The 26,503-nt window shown below is 70.7% G+C and carries 19 protein-coding genes; 8 read left to right on the forward strand and 11 right to left on the reverse strand.

All coding sequences use genetic code 11. The annotated features are described in order from the left end of the window. Nucleotides 1-9 precede the first annotated feature (9 nt). Genes AB0A61_RS12880 through AB0A61_RS12895 form a run of 4 tightly spaced genes read right to left on the reverse strand, consistent with a single transcriptional unit; the run spans nt 10 to nt 3,800 of the window. The gene (locus AB0A61_RS12880; RefSeq protein ID WP_361290523.1) at nt 10-1,038 is read right to left on the reverse strand and encodes an EamA family transporter; all 1,029 of its coding nucleotides are present in this window, start codon (nt 1,036-1,038) and stop codon (nt 10-12) included. After that, nucleotides 1,035-2,375: a serine hydrolase gene (locus AB0A61_RS12885; RefSeq protein ID WP_361290526.1), complete on the reverse strand. Its 1,341-nt coding sequence runs from the start codon at nt 2,373-2,375 to the stop codon at nt 1,035-1,037. The genes AB0A61_RS12880 and AB0A61_RS12885 overlap by 4 nt, the downstream gene beginning before the upstream one ends. 55 nt (nt 2,376-2,430) lie before the next feature. Further along, nucleotides 2,431-2,637 (reverse strand): ferredoxin, encoded by a 207-nt coding sequence (locus AB0A61_RS12890; RefSeq protein WP_361290821.1) that lies wholly within the window; start codon nt 2,635-2,637, stop codon nt 2,431-2,433. Between the two features lie 5 nt (nt 2,638-2,642). Beyond that, nucleotides 2,643-3,800, reverse strand: coding sequence for a cytochrome P450 (locus AB0A61_RS12895; RefSeq protein WP_361290529.1), 1,158 nt, complete (start codon nt 3,798-3,800; stop codon nt 2,643-2,645). 384 nt (nt 3,801-4,184) lie between these two features. On the opposite strand from AB0A61_RS12895, the gene AB0A61_RS12900 reads away from it, so the two are divergent. Both AB0A61_RS12900 and AB0A61_RS12905 read left to right on the forward strand, forming a co-directional pair. Further along, the gene (locus AB0A61_RS12900) at nt 4,185-4,928 is read left to right on the forward strand and encodes an SDR family oxidoreductase (RefSeq protein ID WP_361290532.1); all 744 of its coding nucleotides are present in this window, start codon (nt 4,185-4,187) and stop codon (nt 4,926-4,928) included. A gap of 91 nt (nt 4,929-5,019) precedes the next feature. Further along, the gene (locus AB0A61_RS12905) at nt 5,020-6,486 is read left to right on the forward strand and encodes a LysR family transcriptional regulator (protein ID WP_361290535.1); all 1,467 of its coding nucleotides are present in this window, start codon (nt 5,020-5,022) and stop codon (nt 6,484-6,486) included. Between the two features lie 105 nt (nt 6,487-6,591). Here AB0A61_RS12905 and AB0A61_RS12910 read toward each other — a convergent pair whose 3' ends face one another. The 6 genes from AB0A61_RS12910 to AB0A61_RS12935 all read right to left on the reverse strand — a co-directional run bounded on the left by AB0A61_RS12910 (nt 6,592) and on the right by AB0A61_RS12935 (nt 15,116). Then, entirely contained in the window at nt 6,592-8,259 is a 1,668-nt protein-coding gene (locus AB0A61_RS12910) for an ABC transporter substrate-binding protein (protein ID WP_361290538.1), read from the reverse strand. A gap of 148 nt (nt 8,260-8,407) precedes the next feature. Continuing rightward, nucleotides 8,408-9,589, reverse strand: coding sequence for a bifunctional glutamate N-acetyltransferase/amino-acid acetyltransferase ArgJ (gene argJ / locus AB0A61_RS12915; protein WP_361290541.1), 1,182 nt, complete (start codon nt 9,587-9,589; stop codon nt 8,408-8,410). Between the two features lie 224 nt (nt 9,590-9,813). Next, nucleotides 9,814-10,791: a clavaminate synthase Cs1 gene (gene cs1, locus AB0A61_RS12920; RefSeq protein WP_361290544.1), complete on the reverse strand. Its 978-nt coding sequence runs from the start codon at nt 10,789-10,791 to the stop codon at nt 9,814-9,816. Nucleotides 10,792-10,806: 15 nt separating this feature from the next. Continuing rightward, nucleotides 10,807-11,748 (reverse strand): agmatinase, encoded by a 942-nt coding sequence (speB, locus tag AB0A61_RS12925; RefSeq protein ID WP_361290547.1) that lies wholly within the window; start codon nt 11,746-11,748, stop codon nt 10,807-10,809. A gap of 117 nt (nt 11,749-11,865) precedes the next feature. Then, complete coding sequence (locus tag AB0A61_RS12930) at nt 11,866-13,392, reverse strand: asparagine synthase-related protein (protein WP_361290550.1); 1,527 nt, start codon at nt 13,390-13,392, stop codon at nt 11,866-11,868. 2 nt (nt 13,393-13,394) lie between these two features. Continuing rightward, nucleotides 13,395-15,116, reverse strand: a complete 1,722-nt coding sequence (locus tag AB0A61_RS12935) for a thiamine pyrophosphate-binding protein (RefSeq protein WP_361290553.1) — start codon at nt 15,114-15,116, stop codon at nt 13,395-13,397. A 1,314-nt stretch (nt 15,117-16,430) separates the two neighbouring features. On the opposite strand from AB0A61_RS12935, the gene AB0A61_RS12940 reads away from it, so the two are divergent. Then, nucleotides 16,431-17,183 (forward strand): BTAD domain-containing putative transcriptional regulator, encoded by a 753-nt coding sequence (locus AB0A61_RS12940; RefSeq protein ID WP_361290556.1) that lies wholly within the window; start codon nt 16,431-16,433, stop codon nt 17,181-17,183. Between the two features lie 243 nt (nt 17,184-17,426). Further along, nucleotides 17,427-18,434 carry an MBL fold metallo-hydrolase gene (locus AB0A61_RS12945; protein WP_361290559.1) on the forward strand — a complete coding sequence of 336 codons (1,008 nt, stop codon included), beginning with the start codon at nt 17,427-17,429 and terminating at the stop codon, nt 18,432-18,434. A gap of 60 nt (nt 18,435-18,494) precedes the next feature. Here AB0A61_RS12945 and mrdA read toward each other — a convergent pair whose 3' ends face one another. After that, nucleotides 18,495-20,735 (reverse strand): penicillin-binding protein 2, encoded by a 2,241-nt coding sequence (mrdA, locus tag AB0A61_RS12950; protein ID WP_361290562.1) that lies wholly within the window; start codon nt 20,733-20,735, stop codon nt 18,495-18,497. A gap of 327 nt (nt 20,736-21,062) precedes the next feature. On the opposite strand from mrdA, the gene AB0A61_RS12955 reads away from it, so the two are divergent. From AB0A61_RS12955 to AB0A61_RS12970, 4 genes are all read left to right on the forward strand, one after another. Further along, nucleotides 21,063-22,547, forward strand: a complete 1,485-nt coding sequence (locus tag AB0A61_RS12955; RefSeq protein WP_361290565.1) for a penicillin-binding protein 2 — start codon at nt 21,063-21,065, stop codon at nt 22,545-22,547. Between the two features lie 389 nt (nt 22,548-22,936). Then, a complete protein-coding gene (locus AB0A61_RS12960) occupies nt 22,937-24,589 on the forward strand; it encodes a penicillin-binding transpeptidase domain-containing protein (RefSeq protein ID WP_361290568.1) in 1,653 nt (550 codons plus the stop codon). Nucleotides 24,590-24,783: 194 nt separating this feature from the next. Beyond that, nucleotides 24,784-25,572 carry a BTAD domain-containing putative transcriptional regulator gene (locus AB0A61_RS12965; protein ID WP_361290571.1) on the forward strand — a complete coding sequence of 263 codons (789 nt, stop codon included), beginning with the start codon at nt 24,784-24,786 and terminating at the stop codon, nt 25,570-25,572. Nucleotides 25,573-25,781: 209 nt separating this feature from the next. Continuing rightward, nucleotides 25,782-26,495 (forward strand): CmcI family methyltransferase, encoded by a 714-nt coding sequence (locus tag AB0A61_RS12970; protein WP_361290574.1) that lies wholly within the window; start codon nt 25,782-25,784, stop codon nt 26,493-26,495. Nucleotides 26,496-26,503 lie beyond the last annotated feature (8 nt).

Here is a 26,503-nt window from a genome sequence, read left to right on the forward strand (position 1 = left end):
GCCGGGGCACTAGGAGCGCTGAGGGTCCTGGACGGGTGGCCCCGCGGGCGACTGGGTGGCATCCGGTGCGGGGCCCGGGTCCGGGCGGTGCCCGTCCTCCGCCCGGGGCTCAGGTGGCGCGCCGAGCGCCCGGCCCGCACCGCCGGCCGGAGCCCCTTCGGGCGTCCGGCCCCGTCGCGCGGTGGTCGAACCGACGAGCACTCCGGCGACGACCACCGTGCTGCCCACCGCCGACCAGCCGGTGAGGCGCTCGCCGAGCGCCAGCCAGGCGGTCGCGACGCCGACGATCGGCACGAGCATGGAGAAGGGTGCCACGGCCCCCGCCTCGTACCGCTTCAGCAGGGTCGTCCAGATCCCGGAGCCGACCACGGAGCCCGCGAGCGCGGTGTACACGAGGGCCACCAGACCGGGCCAGCCGTTGGCGCCGAACGACGCGCCGAGCGCGCGCCAGCCCGTGGCCGGGCCCTCCATGACGGCCGACAGGGCCAGCAGCGGCAGCGGCGGCACGACGGACATCCACAGCGCGAAACGCAGCGGATGGTCGGGGCGGGCCCGACGGCTCGCGATGTTGCCCAGCGCCCAGCCGAACGCGGCGAGCAGGGTCAGCAGCAGCGGGAGCAGCGCGGCGCTGCGCGCCCGCTCCACCGCGATCACGGCCATGCCGAGCACGGCGAGGGCGACCCCGCCCAGCTGCCGCCGGGAGACCCGCTCACCCAGCAGCAGCGCGCCCAGCAGCATGGTGAACGGTGCCGAGGCCTGCACCACGACCGAGGCCTGCCCGGACGGCATGCCCCGGTCGATGGCGAGGAAGAGCAGCCCGAACTGCAGTACGCCGAAACCCAGTCCGTAGACCACCAGCCAGCGCACCGGTGCCTTCGGCCGGGGCACGAAGAGCACCACCGGTACGGCGAGGACGACGAAGCGCATGGCGGAGAGGAAGAACGGCGGGTAGTGGTCGAGCCCGATCCGCACGGCGAGGAAGTTCAGCCCCCACAGTACGGCGACGAGCACGGCGAGCAGCCGGTCCCTGACGGTCACCGGACGGCTTCCGCGTCGGCCGCCGCCCCGGCCCGCGCGCCGTCCGCCGTTTCGCCGTCCAGCAGGCCGGAGGCGATGACCCGCGCGCCGAGTCCGCGCAGGAACAGGCCGTCGCCGATGAGCTCCTGCCGGTCGGCCGTCTGCCGCAGCACCAGGACGTGCGGGATGCCGGCCCGGTCCTGCAGCAGCCAGCAGAACATCATCACGCCGGGGCAGGAACCGGCCTTGAAGTAGACCCTGGGCCACCGGGCGCCGTCGATCAGGGCGCCCGGGTAGGCGGTCATGATGTGCTCGACGGTGCCCGTGGTGTCCCGCTCGCTGTCCTGCAGCAGCCCCTTCAGGACCCGCAGCACGTCGTAGCCGGTCATGCGCCAGTCCAGGCCCAGGTGGTGCACCGTGTCGCCGAGGTCGGAGACGCTGACGCTCAGCGGCCGGGCGATCTCGCGCAGCAGCTCACGGCGTCCGGCCTCGTCCCGCTCCACCCAGGCCGTGCGCAACTCCGGCGTGGCCCAGCCCAGTTCGAAGACCTCGTGGCTGGTCAGGAACGGGCGCATCAGGGACGGGTCGTGGTGCCCGGAGTCGGCCAGACTGCGCTCCACGGCGTCCCGGCCCAGCCGGTCGGCGAGCAGGTCGGCGGCCGTGTTGTCGCTCATCGCGATCATCTTGTACGCCGTCTCGCGCACCGACACCCTGGTGCCGTCCGGCAGCTCCTGCATGTCACCGGTGGGCAGGCTGCGCAGTTCGGGCCGCACGGTGACCTCGTCGTCCCAGCTCAGCTCGCCCTTCCGGATCGCGTGCACCAGGGCCCGCATGGTGTAGAGCTTGTACGCCGACCCGGTGGGCATCGGCCGGTCGGCGCCGGACTCGTGCAGCACCACGGTTCCCCGGGGGGTGAGGCGGGCGGCGAGGACGGAGTGGTCGACGCCGGGGGCGCGCAGCGCGTTCTCCAGGTCGTCCCAGCCGCGCACCTCGGGGATCACGGTCTCCGGGCGGAGCGTGAGGATCCGGATCAGCCCGGTGGAGTCGATGGTCAGCGACAGGGTGTGGCGCTCGCCGCCCGGTCCGGACAGCACGATCCAGCCCTTGTGCGCGACCGGCTCGTACGCCTCGAGGGTGAAGGGGCCCTGCGTGCGCCACTTCGCCAGCGTCTGGGAGAAACCCTGCGCGTTGCGGCCGGGGAAGGTGGGCACGAAGCGCGCGGTCAGGGCCTCCTGCGAGGGGACACCGGACCCCCGCAGCAGCCCCACGGCCCAACGGGCCGCCTCGCCCATCGGGGAGGCGTCCGCGGCGAGGGCGGCCTCGGCGGCGGACGGGACGGAACCAGGGGCTTCGATCATCATCGCTCCTTGTCGGCCGCTGTGCGGCAAAGGGGCGCCGTGGCGACGCCCGCTCTCAGTCCTCGCTGACCGTGATGGCCCCGCACGGGCACAGCTCGGCGCACAGCCGGGCCGATGCGTGCAGCGCGGGCGGGGGAGTGGGTTCGAGCAGGATCACGGTTCCGGTGTCCGGGTCCTGGTCGAAGAGTCCGGGTTCGGTGGCCGCGCACCGGCCCATGGCACAGCACGCGGCCGGGTCGACCGTGACGGTGAACCGGTTCACGGCGCTCACCAGGTCACCGGCAGGGCGCCGAGACCGTAACTGGACACCTCGTGGCGGAAGTCCAGTTCCTCGAACGGCACGGCCAGCCGCGCGCCGGGCATCCACCGCAGGGCGGCGGCGAGGATCTCCTCCAGTTCCACCCGGGCGAGCCACTGGCCGAGGCACTGGTGCACGCCGTGGCCGAAGGCGAGATGCCGGCGGGCGTCCCGGTGCGGGTCCACGGTGTCCGGGTCCGGGAAGACCTGCTCGTCGCGGTTGCCCGCCGACAGCGAAAGCACCACGCCCTCGCCGGCCCTGATCAGCACGTCGTCGAGCCGTACGTCCTCGACGGCGGCGCGGGCAAGACCGTTCTGCACGATGGAGTGGAAGCGCAGCAGCTCCTCGACCGCCTTGGGCAGCAGGCTCGCGTCGGCGGCCAGGGCCTCGGCCAGCGCCGGGTCGGTGACCAGGCTGAGCAGGCTGAGGCTGGCCTGGCTGGTGGTCGTCCCGTGACCGGCCACCAGCAGCAGCCGGCACATCGGGACCAGTTCGTCGACGCTCAGCCTGCCGGGCCGCACCTGGTCGAGGACCAGGCGGCTGATGAGGTCGGCGCCGGGGTCGGCCAGCCGCTCCTCCACCAGCTCGCGCAGATAGCCGTCCAGTTCGTCACGGGCGGCGGCGACCTGCTCCGGGGTGTAGCCGCGGTCGATGAGGACGGCGCTGCGGCTCTCGATGAACTCCCGGCGCTCCTCGCCGGCGCCGAACAGCAGCGTGATCACCCGCGACGGCACCGGGATGGTCAGGCCGGCCACGAGATCGACGGGCCGTTCACCGACCACCAGCTTCGCCAGCAGCTCGTCCAGCAGCTCCCGGATCGCCGGGCGCAGCGCCTCGGCCCTCTTCGCCAGGAACTCGCGGGTGAGCATGGAGCGCAGCCGGGAGTGGTCCGGGTCGTCCATGCGGATGAAGGACGCCGACTGGGGCTGGGCGCGCACCAGTTGTGAGGTGCGGGTCAGCATGGGGAAGCCGGGCGCACTGGTGACCGCGGTGAAGCGGCGGTCGCCGAGGACGGCCCGGACGGCGGCGTGCGAGGTCACCAGCCACACCTGGCTGCCGTCCCACAGGGTCACCCGGCTCGCCGCCCGGCCGGCGCGCAACTCGGCCAGCCCCGGCGGAGGATCCACGGGTGAGACCCGGGGCATCGGGTACGCCGGTGCCGCCTGCTCCTTCTGAGGCGCTGCGTCGTTCTGCATCATCAACCGCCCATCGCTGCACACGGATCGCGCCGACGTGATGTCGCAGCCCAATCTGCCGCACCGCACACGGGCACGTCCGGACCGCGTGACCCGCGTGCATAACCCCCAGGAAACAGTCATAACCGGGTCCGCCGAAGGGCATTCACCGGACTGTGCCACCGCTGATAACGTCCCTGGGGCGACGCATCAGTTGTGCGGACATCCGCTCCGACGGCCCGGGAAATTGTCGGGAAATCCGCGCACCATAACCAGCGCGACCACCGATTCAATAAGTACCGGGCACAACAACCACGGCACAGTTTTGGGGGATTGATGGCTGCCGCACTGCAGGGCAAGGTCGCGTTCGTCACGGGCGCGAGCTCCGGAATCGGCGAGGCGACGGCACGGACCCTGGCCGCCGAGGGCGCCGCCGTGGCGATCGCCGCCCGCCGCGTGGACCGGCTGCGGGCGCTCGGGGACGAACTGCGCGCCGCCGGCTCCACGGTGCACGAGCTGGAACTGGACGTCACCGACGAGCGGGCGGTCCACGACGCCGTGCGCTCCACCGTCGAGGCCCTGGGCCGCCTCGACATCCTGGTCAACAACGCCGGGCTGATGCTGCTGGGCCCGGTGGAGGGCGCCGACACCACGGACTGGACCCGCATGATCAACACCAATGTGCTGGGCCTGATGTACATGACCCACGCGGCACTGCCCCACCTGCTGCGCAACCAGGGCACGGTGGTGCAGATCTCGTCCATCGCCGGGCGCGTGGCAGGTCGCGGCGCGGCCGGCTACAACGCCAGCAAGTTCGCCGTGAACGGCTTCAGCGAGGCGCTGCGCCAGGAGGTCACCGAGCGCGGGATGCGCGTGGTGGTCATCGAGCCGGGCACGGTCGAGACCGAACTGCGCAGCCACATCACGCACGCGGCCTCCAAGGCGGCCATCGAGGAACGGGTCGCCAAGATCCGCCAGTTGCAGAGCGGGGACATCGCCGAGGCCGTGCGCTACGCGGTGACGGCGCCCTCGCACGTGACGGTCAACGAGATCTTCATCCGCCCGACCGACCAGGCCTGAGCGGCGCACGTCTCCCGGGGCCCTCTTCGCGCTCTCTTCCATTTCGCGGCGCGAGGAGAATGCGAAGAGAGGCCCTCCTTACGATCGCCGCATGGCATCCGACCACGTCACCTACAGCGGCGGACAATTCGGCGGCACGGTCCTCGACCGTAATGAAAAAAGGGAATTGTCCGGCGGACCGGAACTGCCGCCGTTCAGCCGTCACGAACTGTCGCTGCTGGACGCGGTGGGACAGTGCGGGGACCTCGCGGAAGTGGCACGGCAGGTCGGCTGCCGCCATGGCACCGTGGAACGCCAACTGGACCGGCTGGACCGCGCGGTGGGCCTTCCGCTGACCCTGCGCAGCCGCCACACGGCACGGCTGACCTCGGCGGGCTCGCGCATGCTGGTCGCCGGACGCCGGTTCTTCCGGCAGATCGACCTCGCCGTGCGCACCCACATCCTCGGGTACGGCTCGGAGGCCGCCCACGCGCCGGAGGTGCTGTCCATCGCCTCCACGGAACCGCTGCTGGAGGACGTGGTCGAGGACGCCGCGGACGCGCTGGGCGTGCTGCTGTCGGTCCGTCACGAGGCTCCGCAGCAGGTCGTGCAGCAACTGGCCGGCTACCACGTCGACGCCGCGCACACCTGGAGCCTGGACTCGCCGCGTCACCTCCTCGACCGGGCCACGTGCACCTACGGCGTGCTGGACGACCCGCTGTGGGTGATCCTGCCGCGCGACCACCTGCTGACCGGCCGTGAGGCGGTGTCCCTCGCCGAACTGCAGGACGAGACGTGGGTGTCGGAGACCGGCCCCGGCTCCGAGGTCCTGGTGGCCCGGGTCTTCCAGTCGGCCGGTCTGCCCGTGCCCGCCCGGCTGCAGGTCACCGGGGCCTCGGTCGCCCGTGGCATGCTGCGCCGCGGCGACGCCATCGGGCTCGGCTCCCCGACGCACCCGGCCTCGCTCGCGCCCTCGCTCGTCCGCCGCTCCCTCGTGGAACGTCCGCGCCGCACCACCAGCCTGATCGTCGACCCCACGGTGGTGCCCAGGACGCTGGCCGGACAGCTGGCCGATCTGCTCGCCGACCGCTATCTGCGGCGCTTCGCCGAGCACCACGGGGAGCTGCTGCGGGAATCCTGGTGGCGGCACTGGTACGCGGACCAGACCGGACACAGTGCCCGGCGTGCGGACGGCGCCCGGGAGACGGAGGCCGCGCCGCTGCCGGACGGGTCCCGGAAGTTCGACGTCGAGGACCTCCATCTGCTGCGGGCCGTGGCCCGGCACGGCAGCATCAACCGGGCGGCGACCGTCATGTCCATCAGTCAGTCCGCGCTGACCCGCCGCATCCACCGGCTGGAGGACGCCCTCGGCGCCCGGCTGCTGCTGCGCAGTTCCCGGGGCACCGACCTGACCGGCCCGACCCGCCGGTTCCTGCGCCAACTCGGCCTCTTCGAAGCGGAGTTCCGCGAGGCACTGGCGGCCTGCCGGAGCGTCGGGCGCCCGCTGCCGCGGGTCGCCTGGGCCGCGTACTCCACTGCCCCGGCCGCCGGCGCCCAGGAGGCCGACGAGGCGGGCTGAGGCCTGGGGGGCCTTCGGCCGGGGCCCGTCCGGCAGCCTTCGGGCCGGGGCCCGTCCGGCGGAACGCTCACCGCGGGTCCGCCGGACGGGCCCCGGCCCTCGTGCTCATCGCGCGCCGAGCGCCACGTAGTCGTACATCCCGAAGGAGCCGGTGACGTAGACGTTGCGGGCGTCCGGGTGCCGGTACAGCAGGGAGCGCGGGTACAGGTACGGCACGATCACCGCGTGGTCCATCGTCAGCCGGTCGATGCGGTGCCAGATCTCCGCGCGCCGCTCGGGATCGGTGCACGTGGCGCCCTCGTCGAGCAGGGCGTTGATCTCCGGGTCGTCGAGTTCGCCCATGTTCTGGTTGCCGCGCTCCTTGATCGCCCGGCCGTCGACGATCTGCTGCAGGAAGCCGTAGCCGTCGGGGAAGTCGGCGCCCCAGCCGAACATGATGATCCCGATGCCGTGCTCACGCAGGTACTCCGGGCAGCCGCCGTAGCGGTCGAAGTAGTCGCCCGAGGGGAAGTCCAGGACCTCCGCCTCGATGCCGACCCTGGCCAGCCCGGCCGAGAGCGCCTCGGCGGCCCGGTACTCCTTGAGCCGGTCCTTGCGGGCGGCGATCTTCGTCCGGAAGCCGTCGGGCAGGCCCGCCGCCCTGAGCTCGGCACGTGCCGCGTCCAGGTCCCCGGTGTGGTCGGGGCCGACCGGGTAGCGGTCGAAGGGCCGGTAGCCGTCGAGCGTCGGCGGCAGGATGGTGGTCGCGATGTCCCCGCCCACCGGGCCGCCGTACGCCTCCTGCATCGCGGCCTTGTCGGTGGCGAACTGGACCGCGCGCCGGCAGTGGACGTTGTCGAAGGGCTTGATCCGGCTCGACAGGCAGTAGATCCAGGTGAACCCGCTCAGCGGGTTGTCCGCGTGGGCGCGCAGCGCCGGGTCCGCGAGGATCTGCTCCTGCGTGGAGGGCTGCACACCGAATCCGGCGAGGTCGATGTGGGCCTGGCCGGACAGCAGCATGCGGTCGACCTCGTGCGGGTCCTTGCCCAGGTGCACCTCGATGCGCCCGGCCCGCTGCCGGCGCACCGGGTCGGTGGCCGGGTCCCAGTGCGGGTTGGGCTCCAGGACCGCCAGTTCGCCGCGGGTGTAGGAGGCGACCCGGTACGGTCCGGTCGCCACCGGCCGGAGCCGGTAGTCGGCGCCGGTGTCCAGCCTGCGCGGCACCGGGGTGGTGCTCGGCATCGTCGCCAGCAGGTCCAGGCCGGCGAACGGCTTGGCCAGCCGGAAGACCAGGGTGCGCTCGTCGGGGGTCTCCAGCGTCACCGGGCCGTCCACGTCCGGCTCCCGCCACGGGCCGCCGTAGTCGGTGCCCAGCAGATGGCGGAAGTAGGTCGGTCCGGCCCCCAGCACATCGGTGCCGTAGTTGCTCCGCGCGATGGCGTACTTGACGTCGCCGGAGGTCACCGGGGTGCCGTCCTCGAAGCGGAGGCCCTCGCGCAGCCGGTACGTCCACACCCGGCCGCCCTCCGAGGACACGCCCAGCGACTCGGCCAGGTCGGGCACGAGCCGCTGCCCGGCCCTGCCCGGCGCGGTGTCGAACGTGACCAGGGTGCGGCCCACCAGCCGCAGGAAGTTCCAGGTGTACGCGTAGTAGGTGTTGCCGGGATCCAGCGAGTCGAAGTCGTCGGTGCGAACGAGCCGGAGCGTGCCGCCCGTGACCTCGGTCGGATGGACCACACCCCGCACCCCGGCGTCGAAGCCCTCGTCCGTGGTCGTCGACCGAGTGGTCTCCATGTCCCTCCCGCCCTTCTCACGATGCCGTCCCTGACATCTTGCGGGCGGCGGGCCGCGCCGGAGGGCGCGCGGCGGCCGCCGCGCATAGCCCGTGGCCGGTCGGTATAGCGGGGACCGGCCCGCGGGCGGCGTACGTGGGGGCCGGGTGTCAGGTGGTGTACTCCGAGTTGAGCCGCACGTAGCCCTCGGTGAGGTCGCAGCCGTAGACGGTGAAGGCCCCATCGGCGATGCCGAGGTCGATGCCGATGACCACCTCGTCGCCCCGGAGGTGCTCGGCGACGGCCTCGCGCAGCGCGTCCTCGTCCTGCGCGTCCCCGCTCCGGGACGGGTAGACCCCGAGGTCCCCGAAGCGGATGGCGACCTTGTCCTGGTCGATGTCGGTGTCCTGCGAGCACTTGCCGATCGCCATGGCCACCCGGCCCCAGTTGGGGTCGCAGCCGTGCACCGCGGTCTTCACCAGCGGTGAGTTGACGACGGTCTTGCCGACCCGTTTGGCCTGCGCGTCGTCGCGGGCGCCGGTCACCTGCACCTCGATGAGCTTGCTCGCGCCCTCGCCGTCGCTCGCGATGTCCTTGACCAGCGCCAGGGCCGCGTCGTGCAGCGCCCGCTCGAACTCGGCCGCGTCGACGTCCCCGGCCAGTCCGTTGGCGAACAGCGCCGCGGTGTCGCTGGTGGAGGTGTCCGTGTCGATGCTCACCGCGTTGAAGGTGCGGTCCATGACCCGCCGGAAGATCCGGTCCTGCTCCGCGGGGTCGAGCCGGGCGTCCGTGGCGAAGAACGTCAGCAGCGTCGCCATGTCCGGCTCCAGCATGCCCACGCCCTTGGCGATGCCCACGAGCGTCGCCCGGCCGACCTGGACCCGGACCTCCTTGGGCCGGGTGTCGGTGGTCATGATGGCGCGGGCCGCACGGTCGAAGCCGCCCTCCGGGAAGGGCCACGACAGGGTGCCGAGGTGCTCACGGATCTGCGGCATGGGGTACTGACGGCCGATCACCCCCGTGGAGGCGATGAGCAGTTCGTCCTCGGCGACACCCAGGGTGCGGGCGACGGACGCGCGTACCTCGCGGGCGTTGCTCTCGCCCTCCTTCCCGGTCGCCACGTTCGCGTTGCGGGCCAGCACCACGACGCCGCGGGCCCGTCCGTCGGCGGCGGCGTCCCGGCTCAGCAGCACGCTCGGCCCCATGAACCGGGAGCGGGTGAACACCGCGCTGACCGTGGCCGGAACCGTCGAGGCGAGCACGGTGAAGTCGTCTCGGCCGTCGTCGGCCAGTCCGACCGGCGCCGTGTGCACGACGAACCCCTGCGGTGTCTGCGGAGTGGAGTCGGACATGTCATCGTCTCCTTCACGGAAGGGGGCACGAGGAGGCGGCGGCCCCGGCCGCCGCACGACTGCATTATTTCCAATGTGACAGCATATTCATGCATTGTGCTCGGCGCACTCCCCGGACGCGGAGGGCGACCGCCCCACGTCCCCCGAACGGCCCGCAGCCCCCTCCCGGAGCCGGGAGGGGGCGCGGACGAGGGGCTCTTGGCGCGAGCCGGCCGGGACAGGTCCTAACGGCGCGGAGAGAACGAGACCACGTCACCCGCGCGCTCGCCGCCGGAGAGCTGGCCGTTGCGGTCGGTGCGGATGTACACGCGGTGCAGCCAGCGGTCCTTGCCGTCCCACCGCGGGGTGAACGGCGTACGGGCGTGCGTGGTGCGGAAGTTGTCGATGATCAGCACGTCGCCCGGGACCAGCTTGACCCCCACCGTCACGTCGTCCAGGGCCTTGGACAGCGCGGCGACGGCCTCCTTGTCCGCCGGGTCCTCGGGCGCCAGCAGCTCACGGTCGTAGCCGAGGTACGGGTCCTTCTCGTCCCCGTACAGCGGCTTGACGTTGGCGATGGCGCCCGGGTCGTCGACGCCGCCGCGGAAGGCCACGTCGACGCAGCACGGCATCTTGCGGTCGAACAGGTGGGCGCGGGTCTCCTCGTCCAGCAGCGGCAGCGCCTTGCGGACCGACCCGACCAGGGTCTCGGCCCGGTGCTCGTGGTCCGCGCGGGAGCAGGCGAGCATCACGTAGTTCGGCTGCAGGACGTGGTACGCCATCTCCGTGTGGAACTCGAGGAGGGTCTCGGAGGTCTCCGACGACAGGTAGTGGGCGCCGGGCGACGGGTACACGTCGTGGTAGACGGTGCCCGAGCGCAGCTCCTGGTACCCCGTGTGCAGTCCGAGCCGGCGGCCGAACAGGGCGAGCATGGCCTCCATGACCAGCCGCCGGCGGTCCTCGGGGGCGGGCGTCGAGGTGGGGGTGGCCGGCAGCTCGTCCTCGTCGACCGGAAGGCCGCGCAGCACCAGGTAACCGTGGTCGCTGCCGGTGGAGTTGAAGGTGTCCAGCGCGGCGGCCACTTCCTCGGGCAGCCGCTCGGACAGCCCCTTGGCCCTGTCCAGGAAGCCGTACAGGTCGGCGCGCGGTACGTCGGGCAGCTCGGCCGCGAGTGCGAGGAGCTGGTCGCGGTACGGGGTGCAGTCGAGGACCGGAGAAGTCATGGCGATGTCTCCTTTTCACATCTGGGTGCGATGAGCGCGGGCGTACTGGTAGAGCAGCTCCGCGCCGATCTCGGTGGCCAGGACGGAGGTGATCCCGGCGTGGTCGTAGAGGGGAGAGACCTCCATCACGTCGAAGCCGACCGGCCTGAGGTCTCCGACGCAGCGCAGCAGGGAGAGCACCTCGCGCGAGGTGAGCCCGCCCGGCGCCGGCGTGCCGGTGCCGGGCGCGAAGGCCGGGTCCACCACGTCGACGTCGACCGAGACGTACACGGGCCGCTGGTCGACCCGCTCCCGGATGAGGTCGGCGGTGCCGCGCACCCCGAGCTCCCCGAACTCGTCGGCGGTCACCACCCGGACGCCGTGACCGCGCGCGTAGTCGAGCGAGTCGGGCTTCGGGTTGTGCCCGCGGATGCCGATCTGGACCATCGCGGCCGGGTCGATCAGCTTCTCGTCGATCCCGTGCCGGAAGGGCGTGCCGTGGTGGTAACGGCCGCCGTAGAACGCCGGGTTGGTGTCGGAGTGCGCATCGAGGTGCACCACGGCGAGCGGGCCGTGCTGTTCGGCCACCGCGCGCAGTCCCGCCACGGTCAGCGAGTGGTCGCCGCCGAGCATCAGGAAGGCGGCGTTGGCCTTCAGCAGACCCGACAGGTGCCGCTGGGCGGTGTCGATGGCGATGTTCATGTCGAACGGGGTGAGATCGATGTCCCCGGCGTCGACACAGTTGATCAGGTCGAAGGTGCCCGGACCGCGGTCGATGCCGACCCCGTGGATGAGTCCGGACTCGTTGCGGATCGCCCGCGGGCCGAACCGCGCCCCCGGCCGGTAGCTCGTGCCGCCGTCGTAGGGAGCACCGATGACCACGACGTCGTAGCCACGGGGATCCCGGTCGTGCGGCAGGCGCATGAAGGTGGGGATCTGTGCATAGCGGGGTGAAACGTGCGAGTCAATGCGCTCCACGGTCTCTGTCCCCCTCCTGGGTGTCGGCAGCGGTCAGGGGCGTGCCCGGCGGGCCCGGGCGAGGACGGCCGGGCGGCGCGGCCGACGGGCCGGCCGCGGGCCGCGCCGGCGGCGGGCTCATGCCGCGTCCTTGCTGACCCGCTCGGCCACCGACCGCACCACCTCGTCGGTGCTCACCTCCGCGGGACGGCGGCCGCCCACCACGGTGAGGTCGAACAGCTCCCGCACCACCTGGGTCTTCGCCGCCTCGACGTGCTGCTCGGCCACGCCCTGCTCCTGGAGCAGGAGGGAGAAGGACGAGGTGGTGCCCGAACCCTCGTGGACGCCGAGCTTCGGCCGCTTGACGGTGGCTTCGGGCAGCACGTCGGCGAGCGCGGCGCGCAGGACCCACTTGTCCCGCCCGTAGCGGCGCTTGAGCCCGGCCTCCAAGGACACCAGCAGGTCGAGCACCTCGCGGTCCCAGTACGGGTGGGTGGTCCAGTGGCCGCCCAGGGCGGACAGCACCGGGGTCATCTCGTTGAGCCCGTCGAAGGTCGCCATGTCGTAGGCCACGGCGGTGTCCAGGTTCGGCAGCCGGTCCTCGCGGTGCATGCCCGCGAGCGGGATGTCCGCGCCGTACCCGGTGAGGATCCGGCGGGCCGGGCCGCCGAGCGCGCGGTAGAGCGCCACGAGCGGGAGCAGGTACTCGATGATGTGCGGGTCCAGCGACTCCGCGGCCCACACGGCGTACGGCAGCTGCGCCAGCAGATCGGCCGTCGGAACGGTGATCTCCCGGTGCCCCGCCCCGAGGTGGTCCGCCACCAGACGGGCCTGCGCGAACTCGTCGGAGGTGTCGGTGCCCATGGACACCGACTCCAGCGCTCCGGCCGCCCGGTGCGCGCAGGCCGCGACCCCGGAGGAGTCGATGCCGCCGGACAGCACCACCAGTGGCGTACGGCCGGGTGTGATCCGGGCCGTGACGGCCCGCTCCAGGGCCGCCCGGACCGCGGCGACGGCCTCGCTCTCCTCCATGATCCGGCGGGCCAGGGGCGGCGCCCAGGTGCGCTCGGTCCCGGCCGTGCCCGCGGCGAGGTCGACGTCGATCACGGCGCCCGCCGGAACCTGGTACACGCCCGGAAGCCCATGGACGCGCCGGGCGCCCGCGAGCGGGAAACCCCGCGGGTCGCTCTGCCCGGCAAGCGCCTTGGCCTCGGTGGCCGCCAGCACCTCGCCCGGTGCCACGCACACGTACAGCGGCACCGATCCCGCGTGGTCGGCGGCCAGGAGGGCGTGGCCGCCGGTGCTGACGACGGCCGCGAAGCGCCCGTTGAGGAGCCGGAAGGCGTGCGGGCCGTAGCGGCGCACCAGTTCCAGGATCAGCCGGGCGTCGCCGTCGGGCTCCGAGTCGAGGACCGAGCGCAGTTCCTCGCGGTTGTAGAGCTCACCGGCGATCAGCACGGCGATGTCCGTGTCGCGCGCCTGCGCGGCGTCGGGCGGGAACTCCGGGGAGTGCACCAGGGTCGCGGTGAGCGTCTGACCGGGCAGCCGCGCGTCGACACCGGTGAGGCTGCCCCGGGTGGCGAAGACGGCCTCGGGGAGGCGGCCTCCGCCCGTGCGGGCGGAGGCCAGGAACCCGAAGGCGGCGGGAAGGTCCTGAGCTGCCATGATCAGATGCTCAGGGCGCCGAAACCGCCCGGCTGGAAGTCGTACGCGATGGGGACCTCGATCAGGAAGGGACGGCCCAGCTCGGCACCCTTGCGCAGGGCCGCCAGCAGTTCCTGACGGTCGGTCGCCCGGGTCGCGTCGACGCCGTTGGCCTCGGCGAGAGCGACGAAGTCGACGCCGGTGAACTTCACCGCGGGGTCGTGGCTGCGGTGGTGGCCGATGTTCTGGTAGAGCTCGATCAGGCCGTTGGTGTCGTTGTTCACGACCACCGTCACGATGGGCAGGCCCAGTCGCGCGATGGTCTCCAGGTCGGCGCTGTTGGAGTGGAAGCCGCCGTCTCCGGCGATCAGGAAGGTCGGCTGGTCCGGGCGGGCCATCTGGGCGCCCATGGCGGCGGGGATGCCGTAGCCGAAGCTGGAGCAGCCGGCCGAGGTGAGGAAGCCGAACGGCTGGTCGGCGCGGGCGAACAGGACGCCGTAGTGCCGGAAGAAGCCGATGTCGGAGACGATGGTGCCTTTGCCGTCGCCGGCGGTCTCCGCCATGACGGTGTTCATCGAGTCGATGACCTGGTGCACCCGCATGCCGTCCTCGTAGGACTTCGGGTCCGAGAGGAACTCGGCGATGCGCGCGCGCAGCGGGGCGATGTCGTGCCGCTCCTTGGCCGCGAGGGAGGCCGTCGCCGCGTCCAGGTGCTCGACGAACGCCAGCACGTCCGCGACGACGTCGACCGTGGGCCGGTAGACGCGCGGGACCGGGTTGAAGGTCGGGGAGACCCGGACGGTCTTCTTCTCGCTCCCGCGCTGCCACATCGACGGCCGCAGGTCCTCGGCGTAGTCGTAGCCGAGGGTGAGGATGACGTCGGCCGGGCCGAACAGGGTTTCCAGCGCGGGGAAGTTGAGAATGCCGTCCATGTAGCCGGTGACGGCACCGTAGTTGAGCTCGTGGTCCTGGGGGAGGACGCCCTTGGCGATGTAGGTGGTGATGACGGGGATGTTCAGGCGCTCGGCGAGGGCGCGGATGGCGTCCACGGCACCGGAGCGGATCGCGGCGGCACCGACGACCAGGACCGGGTGCTCGGCCTCGGCGAGGAGCGTCGCGGCCTGGTCGGCGGCCGCCTGCCAGCCGTCCGCGACCGCGCCGATCGGCTTGGCCGGGGTGATCGCAGGCGGGTTCGGCACGGAGGTGTCGATGCCCTCGGAGGAGCCGAGCAGGTCCACCGGGAGGGAGATGAAGGAGGGGCCGACGGGCTCGGTCATCGCGTTGAGGACGGCCGAGTCGACGAGGTCGGTGATCTCCTTGGGCCGCTCCAGCTCGACCGCGTACTTGGTCATCGGCTCGGCGATCTTCACCAGGTCCAGGCACTGGTGGGTGTCGTTGGGGAAGATGTCGTGGGACTCCGACTGGGCGGCCAGGGCGATGACCGGCGAGCGGTCCAGGACCGAGGTCGCGATGCCCGTGGAGAGGTTGGTCATGCCCGGACCGAGCGTGGCCCAGCACGCCTGCGGTCGGCCGGTGATGCGCGCGAGGACATCGGCGGCGACGCCGGCGGTGAACTCGTGCCTGGTGAGGACGAAGTCGATGCCCTCGACCTCGTCGAAGAGGATCGACGCGGCCTCTCGGCCGACTACCCCGAACACCTTTTCCACGCCGTGGTCACGCAGCCGGGACAGAAGGGCGTGCGCGGCGGTCGGCTTGCTGCTGGGGCCGGTCGATACACGGGACATGCGTGGTCTCCAGACTCGGTCGGCGATTGAACGGTTCTCGGCAAGCAACCCTGGCCGGGCGCACTCTCCCGCCCCTCTCCCGGGCATATCGGGGACTGCGCAAAGAGGAAGCGGAGATGGCCGGAAAGCACGAGGGCGCGGGTGCGGGTGCGGCCGACGAAGCCGTGGCTGCGGGAGCACCGGACAATGTGGTCCGGAAGCGGCGTGATTCCGTGATATCGGCCGACGGAGGACTGACTTCCGGCCACTTCGCTGCGTAACCGCGGATACCTCGCCTCCGTTTTCTTCTGTGGTCTAGACCACATTGTGAGGGTCGGTTCGATCGCTTTCGGCCAGTTGTCGCTGGGTTCCGGGGGAAAGCTGGGCCCGAAGATCCGGCGTCGGCGGCGGCGAATGATGCCCCACGGCTCTCTCCGCGGCCTGTCCCATTCGTCTTCTTTCTGACCGGAACGATTCGCCTGGGGAGCCGAAGGAGAGGGGAAGTGCTTAATCTGGGCGGCATGAGTCACTCCGGGAGCCGCGGTCGCCACCCGAGGTACGGCAGACGCCGTCCCTCCGGTCGGGCGATCGCCGGAGCGGCCGCTGCGTCGGCCGTGCCCGCGGGAACGGGCGACCGGGAACGATCCGGCCCGGGCGGCGGCACCTCGGACAATCCCCAGGTGGCCGCGGCCGCACCGGGATTGGGCGGGATGCGCGTCGGGCGGACCGCCGGCGACGCCGGACGGGCCGGCCGGCCGATGCACGCCCCGGACGGCAGGGAGTCGCCGACCGGGACGGCGGCGACGAATGCGAGGTCGTCGCGGACGCGGCGCGAGGCGGGGCGCGGCGAAAGGGGAGCGGAAGAGGATTTCGATATTCCGCTCCTGCGTGAAGGCGACGAGGCGGAGATCTACAACGAGATCCCGCCACACAAGCATGCCTGGACAACCGGCCGAGTTCCTCGGGGATCTCGGCCCGTGACAAGCAGCTGAAGCCGTCAACATTCTCAACTGGTCAGCAAGAACGGGGGATTCGTGAACAGGGAGAGGTGCCTCAGGGCGTATAGCCGTCCACGGGGAAGGCCGGGAAGCCGTCGCGTGCGAACCATGCAGGCGGCCTCGCGCACCCCCTCGCAGGGCGGCGCCTCGACTGACGATTCCTCCTGATCTTCCGTCACACCGTCCCGGCGTCAGCCCGGTCGGTCATGAATTGGACAGTCGCAGTGGCACACGTGGCACGACCGTGCCGGGTCATCGGGCGACGGCTTGATTCACATCAAAAGGGGGAACGGTCATCAACAGTCGAAATGATTTGACGATCCAGCTTCTCGGGCCGGTGACTCTGCTGAGAGACGGCAATCCGATATTCGTACGCGGGCAGCGGCAGCGCCGGTTCCTCGCCTCCCTGGCGTTGAAACCCGGCCAGGTCATCTCCAAGGACGAGATCATCGAGGACTCCTGGGACGGCGATCCACCGCTGACCGTGTCCGGGCAGCTGCAGACCTCGGCCTGGATGATCCGTACGGCCCTGGTGGAGGCGGGACTGGCCCGCAACGCACTCGGTTCGCACGACCGCGGCTACGAGCTCAGGGTGCCGCCGCAGCGCATCGACCTGTTCGTCTTCCGGGACGCGGTGCGCGGCGTCCGTCAACTCTACGCGCGCGGACTGTACGAGCAGGCGTCGGAACAGCTCGACGCGGCACTGGCCCTGTGGTCGGGGACGGCGCTCGCCGACGTCACCTCCAGCCGGCTGCGCCGCAAGGGGGAGAACCTGGAGGAGGAGCGGTCGGCGGCGGTCGAACTGCGTGCCCTGATCGACGTCGGCCTCGGGCACTACAACCAGGCCATCGCACAGCTGTCGGAACTCGTCGACCACGACCCGCTGCGCGAGGACCTGTACGTCAGCCTGATGAAGGCCTACTACGCCGAGGGCCGCCAGGCCGACGCCATCCAGGTCTTCCACCGGGCCAAGGAGATCCTGCGGGAGCAGATCGGGATCAACCCCGGCGTCAAACTCCGCGAGGCGATGCAGGCCGTACTGCGTCAGGACGAGAAGCTCCTGAACCTCTCCGCGCCGCTCGCCGGGTGAGGTGACCGGGCGGGGTGCGGCCGCCGCTCCCACGGACGCGTCGCCGACGCGATGTCCGCGGGTGGACGGCGGCCGTACCCCGCCCGTCTCGCCGTACGGGGCCTGCCGGACCGGTCCGGGCAGCCGGAGCGCACCGCGCCGGACACCCAGGACCCACCACGCCGACCGAAAAACAGCCCACTCACTGTCACCTGCCGTAACGTCAGCCTCACCTGAAGTGGCCGAAGAGAGTGTGGGCGGAACATGGCCGGGCGGCGAACGGTCCTCAAGGGAGTCCTGGCGGCATCGGGTACGGCCGCGGCCGGCACCGGAGTCGGCGGCGCGGCGGCGACGGTCCGGCGGGCGGGCCCGTACACCACCTCCGTGCAACTGCGCTGGCTGGGTGTGGCCGGCTGGCAGATCGTCATCGGCGGGCGCCGCAGCATCCTCTTCGACCCGTACCTGAGCCGTATGCCCTGCACGGGCCCGAACGGCGCCCTGGACTCCCGGCTCCCGCTGCGGCCCGACCGCGCCGCCGTGGAGCGGGTGGCGGCCCAGCACCTCGCCGGTCCGGCACCGGAGCTGATCCTGGTCAGCCACGGCCACTTCGACCATGTCACCGACGTGCCGCAGCTGTTGACTCGGAACGGCTGGCGGCAGGCCCGCGTCCGCACGGTGTGCGACGAGACGGTACGGCACCTGCTCGCGGCGATGGGGGCGCCGCCTCGGTGCGTCGAGGACGTCATCGAGGTCCGAGGCGGCGAGTACCTGCAGTTCGAGGGCTACACGGTGGAGGTCTTCCGCAGTCTGCACAGCAGGCAGGCCGACCACGGCACCTTCGCCCCCGGCCACCGGGCCGGCCCCGGGCGGCGGCCCGCGGTGCTCGGCGATCTGGTCGAGGGCGACACCCTCGCCTACCAGGTGTCCGTCGACGGCGGCCCGAGGATCCTCCTCATGGGTGCGAGCAACTTCGTCGAACGGGAACTCGCCGGTGTCCGGCCGGACGTCGCCGCCGTCCCGATGAGCTCGCACTCCGCGGTCCACCGCTATGTGGAACGTCTCCTCGACACCACGGGGCACCCGCCCCTGCTGCTGCCCTGTCACCACGACGACATGCGCACCTCCCTCACCGGCGCGCCCCACCTGCTCGCGGCCTCGGTCCGCGGCACGGCGGCCGAGGAGCTGTCCGCGGCCGCCCCCGCCTCACGCGTCCTCGCCCCCCGGCACCTGGGGGCGGTGGACGTCACCGCGGAGCTCTCCCCACGGTCCTGAAGGCGCCGCGGTCACGGCGGCGGTGCGCCGGTGCGACGAGCAGCGCCCGCCGCACCGGTGTCAGTCGCGTCTGCCCGTCGCCGCGGCGGGCACCTGCCCGGCGGGCGTCTGTCCGGTGGGTGTCTGTCGGGCGGGCGTCTGTCCGGCGGGTGTCTGTCCGGCCGGCGGCTCCGTGCCCGGCGACTGCTGCTCGGCAGGCGGGTACGCCTCGACCTTCGGGGCGGCGACGGTGCCGTCCGGGTTGATCTTCGGCAGGCTCTGCTGCGGGGTGTACAGCAGTGCCTTCTTCTGGTCGATGGAGCCGTTGTCGGAGACCCCGTACAGCGCGTTGTAGATGGCGCGGACCGCGGGCGCGGAGGCACCGGAGCCGGTACCGCCCTGCGAGATCGTCATGACGACCGCGTAGTCCTTGGAGTACGTGGCGAACCACGACGTGGTCTGCTTGCCGTAGACCTCGGCGGTGCCCGTCTTGGCGTGCAGCGGGATCCTGTCCTGCGGCCAGCCGCCGAACCGCCAGGCCGCCGAACCGCGGGTGACGACGCCCGCGAGGGCCTGGTCGATCTCGTCCCTGGTCCTCTTCGTCATGGGCAGCCTGCCGCGCGCCCTGGGCTTGAGCTCGGTGACCCGCTTGCCGTCCGGGCTGACGACCGCCTTGCCGACGGCCGGCGTGTAGAGGGTGCCGCCGTTGGAGATGGCCGCGTAGATCGAGGCCATCTGGACCGGGGTCACCAGGGTGTCGCCCTGGCCGATGGAGTAGTTGACCGAGTCACCGGCGCGGATCCGGTTGCCCTGGCGGCAGTTCTCGTACGCGATCTTCTCCACGTAACTGCCGTCCTGCTTGCCCATCCGGCACCAGGCGTCCTTGTTGGCCTCCCAGTACTTCTGCTTCCACTGGCGGTCGGGGACCCGGCCGGAGACCTCGTTGGGCAGGTCGATCCCGGTCTCCTTGCCGAGGCCGAACTGGTGCGCGGTCCGGTAGAACCAGTCCTGGGCCTTCTTGTCCGGCGTCAGACCACCGTCCTTCTGCCACTCCTCGTGGGCCAGACGGTAGTAGACGGTGTCGCAGGAGACCTCCAGCGCGCGGCCCAGTGAGATCGGGCCGTAGCCCTTGGACTCGAAGTTCGTGAAGACCTGGCCGCCGATGGAGTACGAGCTGGTGCAGTCGTAGTTGCCGTCGAAGGAGTAACCCGCGTTGACCGCGGCCGTGGTCGGGACGACCTTGAAGATCGAGCCGGGCGCGGCCAGTCCCTGTATCGCCCGGTTCAGCAGCGGGTAGTCGGAGTCCTTGCCGGTGAGCTGCTTGTAGTCCTTGGCGGAGATGCCGCCGACCCACGCGTTCGGGTCGTACGTCGGGTTGGACGCCATGGCGACGATGCGGCCGGTCCTGGCCTCCATCACCACGACCGCACCGGCGTCCGCCTTGTAGTTCTCGTTCGTGTTGTGGTCCCACTGGGTGCGGGCGGCCTTCATGGCCTCGTTCAGCTGGTACTCGGCGACCCGCTGCACCCGGGCGTCGATGCTGGTGACCAGGCTGGAACCGGGCTCGCCCGCCTCGCTCTTCGCCTTGCCGATGACGCGGCCGAGGTTGTCGACCTCGTAGCGGGTCACCCCGGCCTTGCCGCGCAGCACCTTGTCGTACTGGCGCTCCAGACCGGAGCGGCCGACCATGTCGGAGCGCAGATAGGGGGAGGCGGTGTTCCTGGCCCGCTGGATCTCGTTGTCGGTGACGGGGGAGAGGTAGCCGAGGACCTGGGCGGTGTTGGCCTTGCCGGGGCCCGGGTAGCGGCGCACGGCCTCCGGCTCGGCGGTGATCCCGGGGAAGTCCTCGGCACGTTCGCGGATCTGCAGGGCCTGGCGCGGGGTGACCTTGTCGGTGATCGGTATGGGCTGGTACGGAGAACCGTTCCAGCACGGCTGCGGGGTCCTGGCGTCGCACAACCGGACCTTGTCCATCACGTCGCGGGGCCTCATGCCGAGGACGCCGGCCAGCTTGGTGAGGACGGCCCTGCCGTCGTCCTTCATCTTCAGCAGGTCGGTGCGGGAGGCGGAGACCACGAGCCGGGTCTCGTTGTCGGCGAGCGGCACACCGCGCGCGTCCAGGATCGAGCCGCGGGCGGCGGGCTGCACGACCTGCTGGACGTGGTTGCCGGAGGCTTCCTCGGCGTACTCGGAGCCCTGGCGTATCTGTAAGTACCAGAGCCGGCCGCCGAGGGTGCCGAGCAGGGAGAGGACGAGTATCTGGATGACGACGAGCCGGACCTGAACGCGCCGCGTCCGGCCCGTCTCCGGAATGTTGGTCACGCGTTGTCCCCCCGCGGTGCCATGGTCGAGTGCAAATGCGTCGGCGACTTCGGGAGTTGTCTTTCACTGGAGTGTGCAGTCGTCGGCGAAGTGGAGCTTAGGCGACCGCCGTTGGCGCCGCGTAGCCCGATATCGCGTCACCGTAGATTTCCGGACAGGGAAGGCGCCCAACTCGGGCACCGTGGCGTACTCGACTAGGGTTGCCGCCATGGTGCTTTACACTCCGACTCCCTCTCCGGTTCACGCGCGATTAGTTCTGCGGCAAAGGCAGCCGGTCGCCAGACACCGTCAGCCGGCCGTGGCGCCGGATGCCGGAGGCGACGCCGCGTGAATAAGCCACTGAGGCGCATAGCCATCTTCTGCGGGCTGCTGACGCTCGCACTGTTGATACGGGCCAACTGGCTGCAGTACGTGAAGGCCGACGACCTCGCCACCAACGACAAGAACCGCCGGGTGCTGATCAACCGGTTCTCGACGCCGCGCGGCGACATCATCGTGGGCGGCACAGCGATCACGGGCTCGGTGGCGGCCGACGGATCGGACCTCAAGTACAAGCGCACGTACAAGAACGGCCCCATGTACGCGCCGGTCACCGGATACGCCTCCCAGGCCATGGGCATGACGTTTCTGGAGAGGACGTACGACGGCGTGCTCAGCGGCCAGGACGACCGGCTCGCGTTCCAGCGCCTTTCGGATGTCGTCACCGGAAAGGGACGGCGGGGCGGCGACGTCATCACGACGATCGACCCCAAGGCGCAGCAAGCCGGGTACGACGGACTCACCAAGCTCGGCGCCCGCGGCTCGGTCGTCGCCCTCGACCCCCGGACCGGAAAGGTCCTGGCCCTGGTCTCGACCCCGTCCTACGACCCCTCGGCGTTCGCCGGCAGTTCCTTCAAGGAGGGCGACAAGTTCAAGGCCCTCGATACCGACAAGGGGCGTCCGCTCGCCAACCGCGCGCTGCGCGAAACGTTTCCGCCCGGCTCGACGTTCAAGATTCTCACCGCGGCGGCCGCCCTGGAACACGGCGTGGTGACGGACGTCGACGCCCGCTCGGACGCGGTGTCGCCGTACCAGCTGCCGCAGTCGACGAACAAGGTGAGCAGCGAGGCCGGGGACGCCGTGTGCAACAAGGCGTCCCTGAAGACGGCCATGCAGTACTCCTGCAACAACGTCTTCCTCGACGCCGCCGTGAAGGTGGGTGCGGACGGAATGCGCGAGACGGCGGAGAAGTTCGGCTTCAACAAGGACGTCTACTCCTCCGACTTCGGCGACCTGCGGGCCTCCGCCAGCCTGTACCCCGGCAACCTGGACAAGCCCGGTACCGCACTGACCGGCATGGGCCAGGGGAGCCTCACCAGCACTCCGCTGGAGATGGCCATGGTGACCGGGGCCATGGTCAACGGCGGCAAGCTGATGCAGCCCTACCTCGTCGACGAGGTGCGGTCCCCCGACCTGACCACCCTGAAGAAGAACGAGCCCCGGCTCATGAGCCAGGCCGTCTCCGGCACCACGGCCCAGAAGATCCGGGAGATGATGGAGTTCACCGCCAAGGAGGGCAGCGCCAAAAGGGCCCTCATCGACGGTGTCACCGTGGGTGGCAAGACCGGCACCGCGCAGCGGGGCGTGGACGTGCGCAAACTGGTTCCCTACGGCTGGTTCGTCTCCTACGGCGTGAAGCCCGACGGCCAGGCGGTGGCGGTGGCCGTGTTCATCGACCCCACCAACATGGACATCTCGCGCGAGGACATCTCCGGCGGCAGCCTGGCCGCTCCCATCGCGCGCAACGTGATGAAGGCGGTCCTGCACAAGTAATCCGGCCCCGGATCGGCTCCTCCGGTACCGGGGGAGCCATTCGGATTTACCCGCCGAAAAAACCGGTTGCCCGACTTGATTTGCCAAGAATTTCCGGACCGGTCAACCGGAATCGATTTGATTCGGCCAGTTCACCGCGCAGGGAAAGGTGAGGCATGAGAACTTCTTACAGTTGTCTAGACCAATTTTCCGGGGAGGGTGACCGATTCACAGCAGCATTGGACAAGTGCATGGTGTGATGCACCTTTAATGTTCCTTTGGTGTCTCTTTGCCCATGGATCCCGCCGGTCCCGGCCCTTCTCCCCGGCTCTCACACTTTCACTTCCGGGGTGTCTTGAACGTCCCGCACCACCAAGCGGCGGAAGACGGGGGTGCATAACCTGGGGCCCATGACGTATTCCGACAGCCAGGGCCAATACCCGCCGAGCCGCAGGCGCCGTGCCCGTGGCCGGGTGATGGTGGGGACGGTCGTGGCACTGGCCGTGACCGTGGGGATCGGGTACTGGGGATACTCCAGCCTGTCTTTCGGCGGCGGCTCGGGTGATCCGCAGGTCGCCGACGCGACCAAGCAGTTCGACAGGTTCCTGGCGGCCTGGCAGTCGGGTGACGCGAAAGGGGCCGGCCTGCTGACGGACACGCCGGACAAGGCCCAGTCGCTGATCGGGTCCGTGATGACGAACCTGAAGCCGTCGAAGACGGAGCTCACCGCGGGGCACGGGAAGAAGAAGGGGGAAGGCGAGGTCGACATCCCGTTCACCGTGCGGATGGCCATCGCCGGGGTGGGCGACTACGGGTGGGACTCGAAGGCGAAGGTCGTCGACGCCGGTGGCAGGTGGAAAGTCGAGTTCCACACCGAGACGGTGCACCCGCAGATGGTTCCGGGACAGACGCTGGCCCTGAAGTCGCGGGACCGGGCCGCCATCCTCGACAAGAACGGCCATGAGCTGCAGTCGGCCTCACTGGTGGGCATGGTGGACGCCCGGACCGGAAAGGGGATGTCGGGTCTGCAGGCCCGCTACGACCAGCAGCTGGCCGGCGGTGGTGGCGCGTCGAAGTCGGTGGTGGTCGTGGACCGCCAGTACGGCCGGGTGGTGAAGCAGCTCACCGGTGCCACGGGCGGCGCGGGCAAGCCGGTGCGGACGACGATCGATCCGCGGGTGCAGGAGGCCGCCGCCGCGGCGCTGGCCGGGCTGAAGAAGAACGCGGCGATCGTCGCGATCGACCCTTCCGACGGTCACATCCTGGCGGCGGCGAACGTGCCGTCGGGGATGAACCGCGCCCTGGAGGGGCGCTATCCGCCGGGCTCGACGTTCAAGGTGGTGACCGCGGCCGCCCTGCTGAAGCAGGGGATGAAGCCGGCGGACCGGGCGGACTGCCCGAAGTTCGCCTACGTCAACGGACAGCGCTTCGAGAACCAGAACCAGTTCACGCTCCCGGCGGGGTCGACCTTCCGGGACGCGTTCGCCCACTCGTGCAACACCTTCTTCGTCAACTCCCGTGCCAAGCTGCCGCCCTCGGCCCTGCACGACACCGCCGAGGCGTTCGGTGTCGGCGGCACCTGGGACGTGGGCGCCTCGACGTACGACGGCAGTGTGCCGGTGACCACCGGTGACAACGACAAGGCCGCCTCCACCATCGGGCAGGCCAGGGTGCAGGCCTCACCGCTGGTGATGGCCTCGATGGCGGCGACGGTCAAGGAGGGCGTCTTCAAGCAGCCCGTCCTGGTGCCCGACGCGGTGAAGAAGCCCTACCAGGCCCCGGCCCGGCTGGATACGGGCGTGGTGGACGATCTGCGGCAGATGATGCGCGCGACGGTCACCTACGGAGCCGGCTGGGCGCTGAAGGACCTTCCCGGCGAGCCGCACGCGAAGACGGGCACGGCGGAGTTCGGCACCGAGAAACCGCCGCGGACGCACGCCTGGATGATCGGCTACCAGGGCGACCGCGATCTGGCCTGGTCGGTCCTGCTCGAGGACGGCGGATCCGGAGGCCACGACGCGGGCCCCATCGCGGCCAAGTTCCTGAAGAACCTGACGGGATGAGACATCCGGTCGGCTGGGCCGAGCCGCCGGATTCGCCCCGCTCGCACCGCATCCACCGACACCGCCGGGCTCCCGTCAGGGCTCCGGCGGCGAACTGACAGGCGCGACGACGCACAAGGAGCTGCACCGAGAACAACCCATGCCATGTCCATCCCTCTCGGGCGAGGGCGTGGTTCATCAACAGGGGGTAACCGATGAACACCTGGAACGACGTGACGATCCGGCTTCTCGGCCCGGTGACTCTCGTCAAGGACTCCGTACCCATACACATATCCGGACACCGGCAGCGATGTTTCCTCGCCTGTCTGGCGCTGCGCCCCGGGCAGGCGATCTCCAAGGAAGCGATCAGCGAGGAGTCATGGGACGGCGAGCCGCCCCTGACCGTCTCGGGCCAGCTGCAGACCTCGGCCTGGATGATCCGTACCGCCCTGCAGAAGGCGGGACTTCCCCGCGACGCCGTCGGTTCGCACGACTGCGGCTACGAGTTGAGGGTGCCGCCGGAGTCCATCGATCTGTTCGTGTTCCGGGACATGGTGCGTGGGGTCCGGGAGCTGCACCTGCGCGGACAGCACCGGGAAGCCTCCGTCCGGCTCGATGCCGCGCTGGCCCTGTGGAAGGGTCCGGCCCTCGCCGGTGTCACCTCCAGCCGGCTGCGTCGCAAGGGGGAGGCCCTCGACGCGGAGCGGACCGCGGCGGTCGAACTGCGGGCCCTGATCGACGTCGGGCTCGGGAACTACAACGAGGCGATCGTCCGGCTGTCGGAACTCGTGGCGCGCGATCCCTTCCGCGAGGACCTGTACGTCGGCCTCATGAAGGCGTATTACGCCGAGGGCCGTCAGGCCGACGCCATCCAGGTGTTCCACCGGGCGAAGCAGATCCTGCGGGAGCAGATCGGAATCAACCCGGGAGCGCGGATGACCAAGGTGATGCAGGCCATCCTGCGCCAGGACGAACAGTTTCTCCGGGTGGGTACCCCGGCATGACCTGACGTGAAACAATCTTTTACGGCCGGGCCGGAGCGCTTTTCCCGTGCGCGCTCCGGCCCTTTCATTCTCGGAAAAACAGGTGGCGCACCCGGAATTGGCCACGAGAGAGGTTCAAGAGGAAATCAAGAGTTACTCGCGTTAGCGTTGAGGCCAGGTAATTGAGTTTGACTGCCGGGTAATTCGGAATTAACGCGGAGGCGGGTGGAGTGGACGACTACTCTCGTGCGGACTTCCTGGATCTGAACATGTTCCGGGGCCTGGGAGAAGACCCGGTCTACCACCCCCCGGTGCTGACCGGCCGACCGCGTGACTGGCCGCTCGACCAGTGGGCGGACGCGCCCCGCGACCTCGGTTTCCCGGATTTCGCCCGCTACCAGTGGCGGGGTCTGCGCATGCTCAAGGACCCGGAGACCCAGGCGGCCTACCACGACCTGCTGTGGGAACTGCGCCCCCGGACGATCGTCGAGCTGGGTGTGTACAGCGGCGGCTCGCTGGTCTGGTTCCGCGACCTGACCAGGCTCATGGGGATCGACTGTGAGGTCATCGGGATCGACAGGGACCTGTCCCGGTGCCAGATCCCGCCCGCCGAGAGGTCGAACATCTCCCTGCACGAGGCCGACTGCGCCGCGCTGGAGACCTTCGAACCCCTTCGCGGCGCGGCCCATCCGCTGATCTTCATCGACGACGCCCACAGCAACACGTTCAACATCATGAAATGGGCGGTGGACCAACTCCTGGAAGAGGGCGACTACTTCGTCATCGAGGACATGATCCCGTACTGGCACCGGTACAGCCCGAAGCTGCTGGTCGAGTACCTCGCGGCGTTCCGGGACGTGCTGACCATGGACATGGTGTACGCCAACGCCGGCCCGCAACTCGAGCGCGGCGTCTTCCGCCGCTCGCCGAAGAAGGAGCAGTAAGGGGTTCC

This window comes from Streptomyces sp. NPDC046197 (genome assembly GCF_040646295.1).
In the GTDB taxonomy this organism is placed as follows: Bacteria; Actinomycetota; Actinomycetes; order Streptomycetales; family Streptomycetaceae; genus Streptomyces.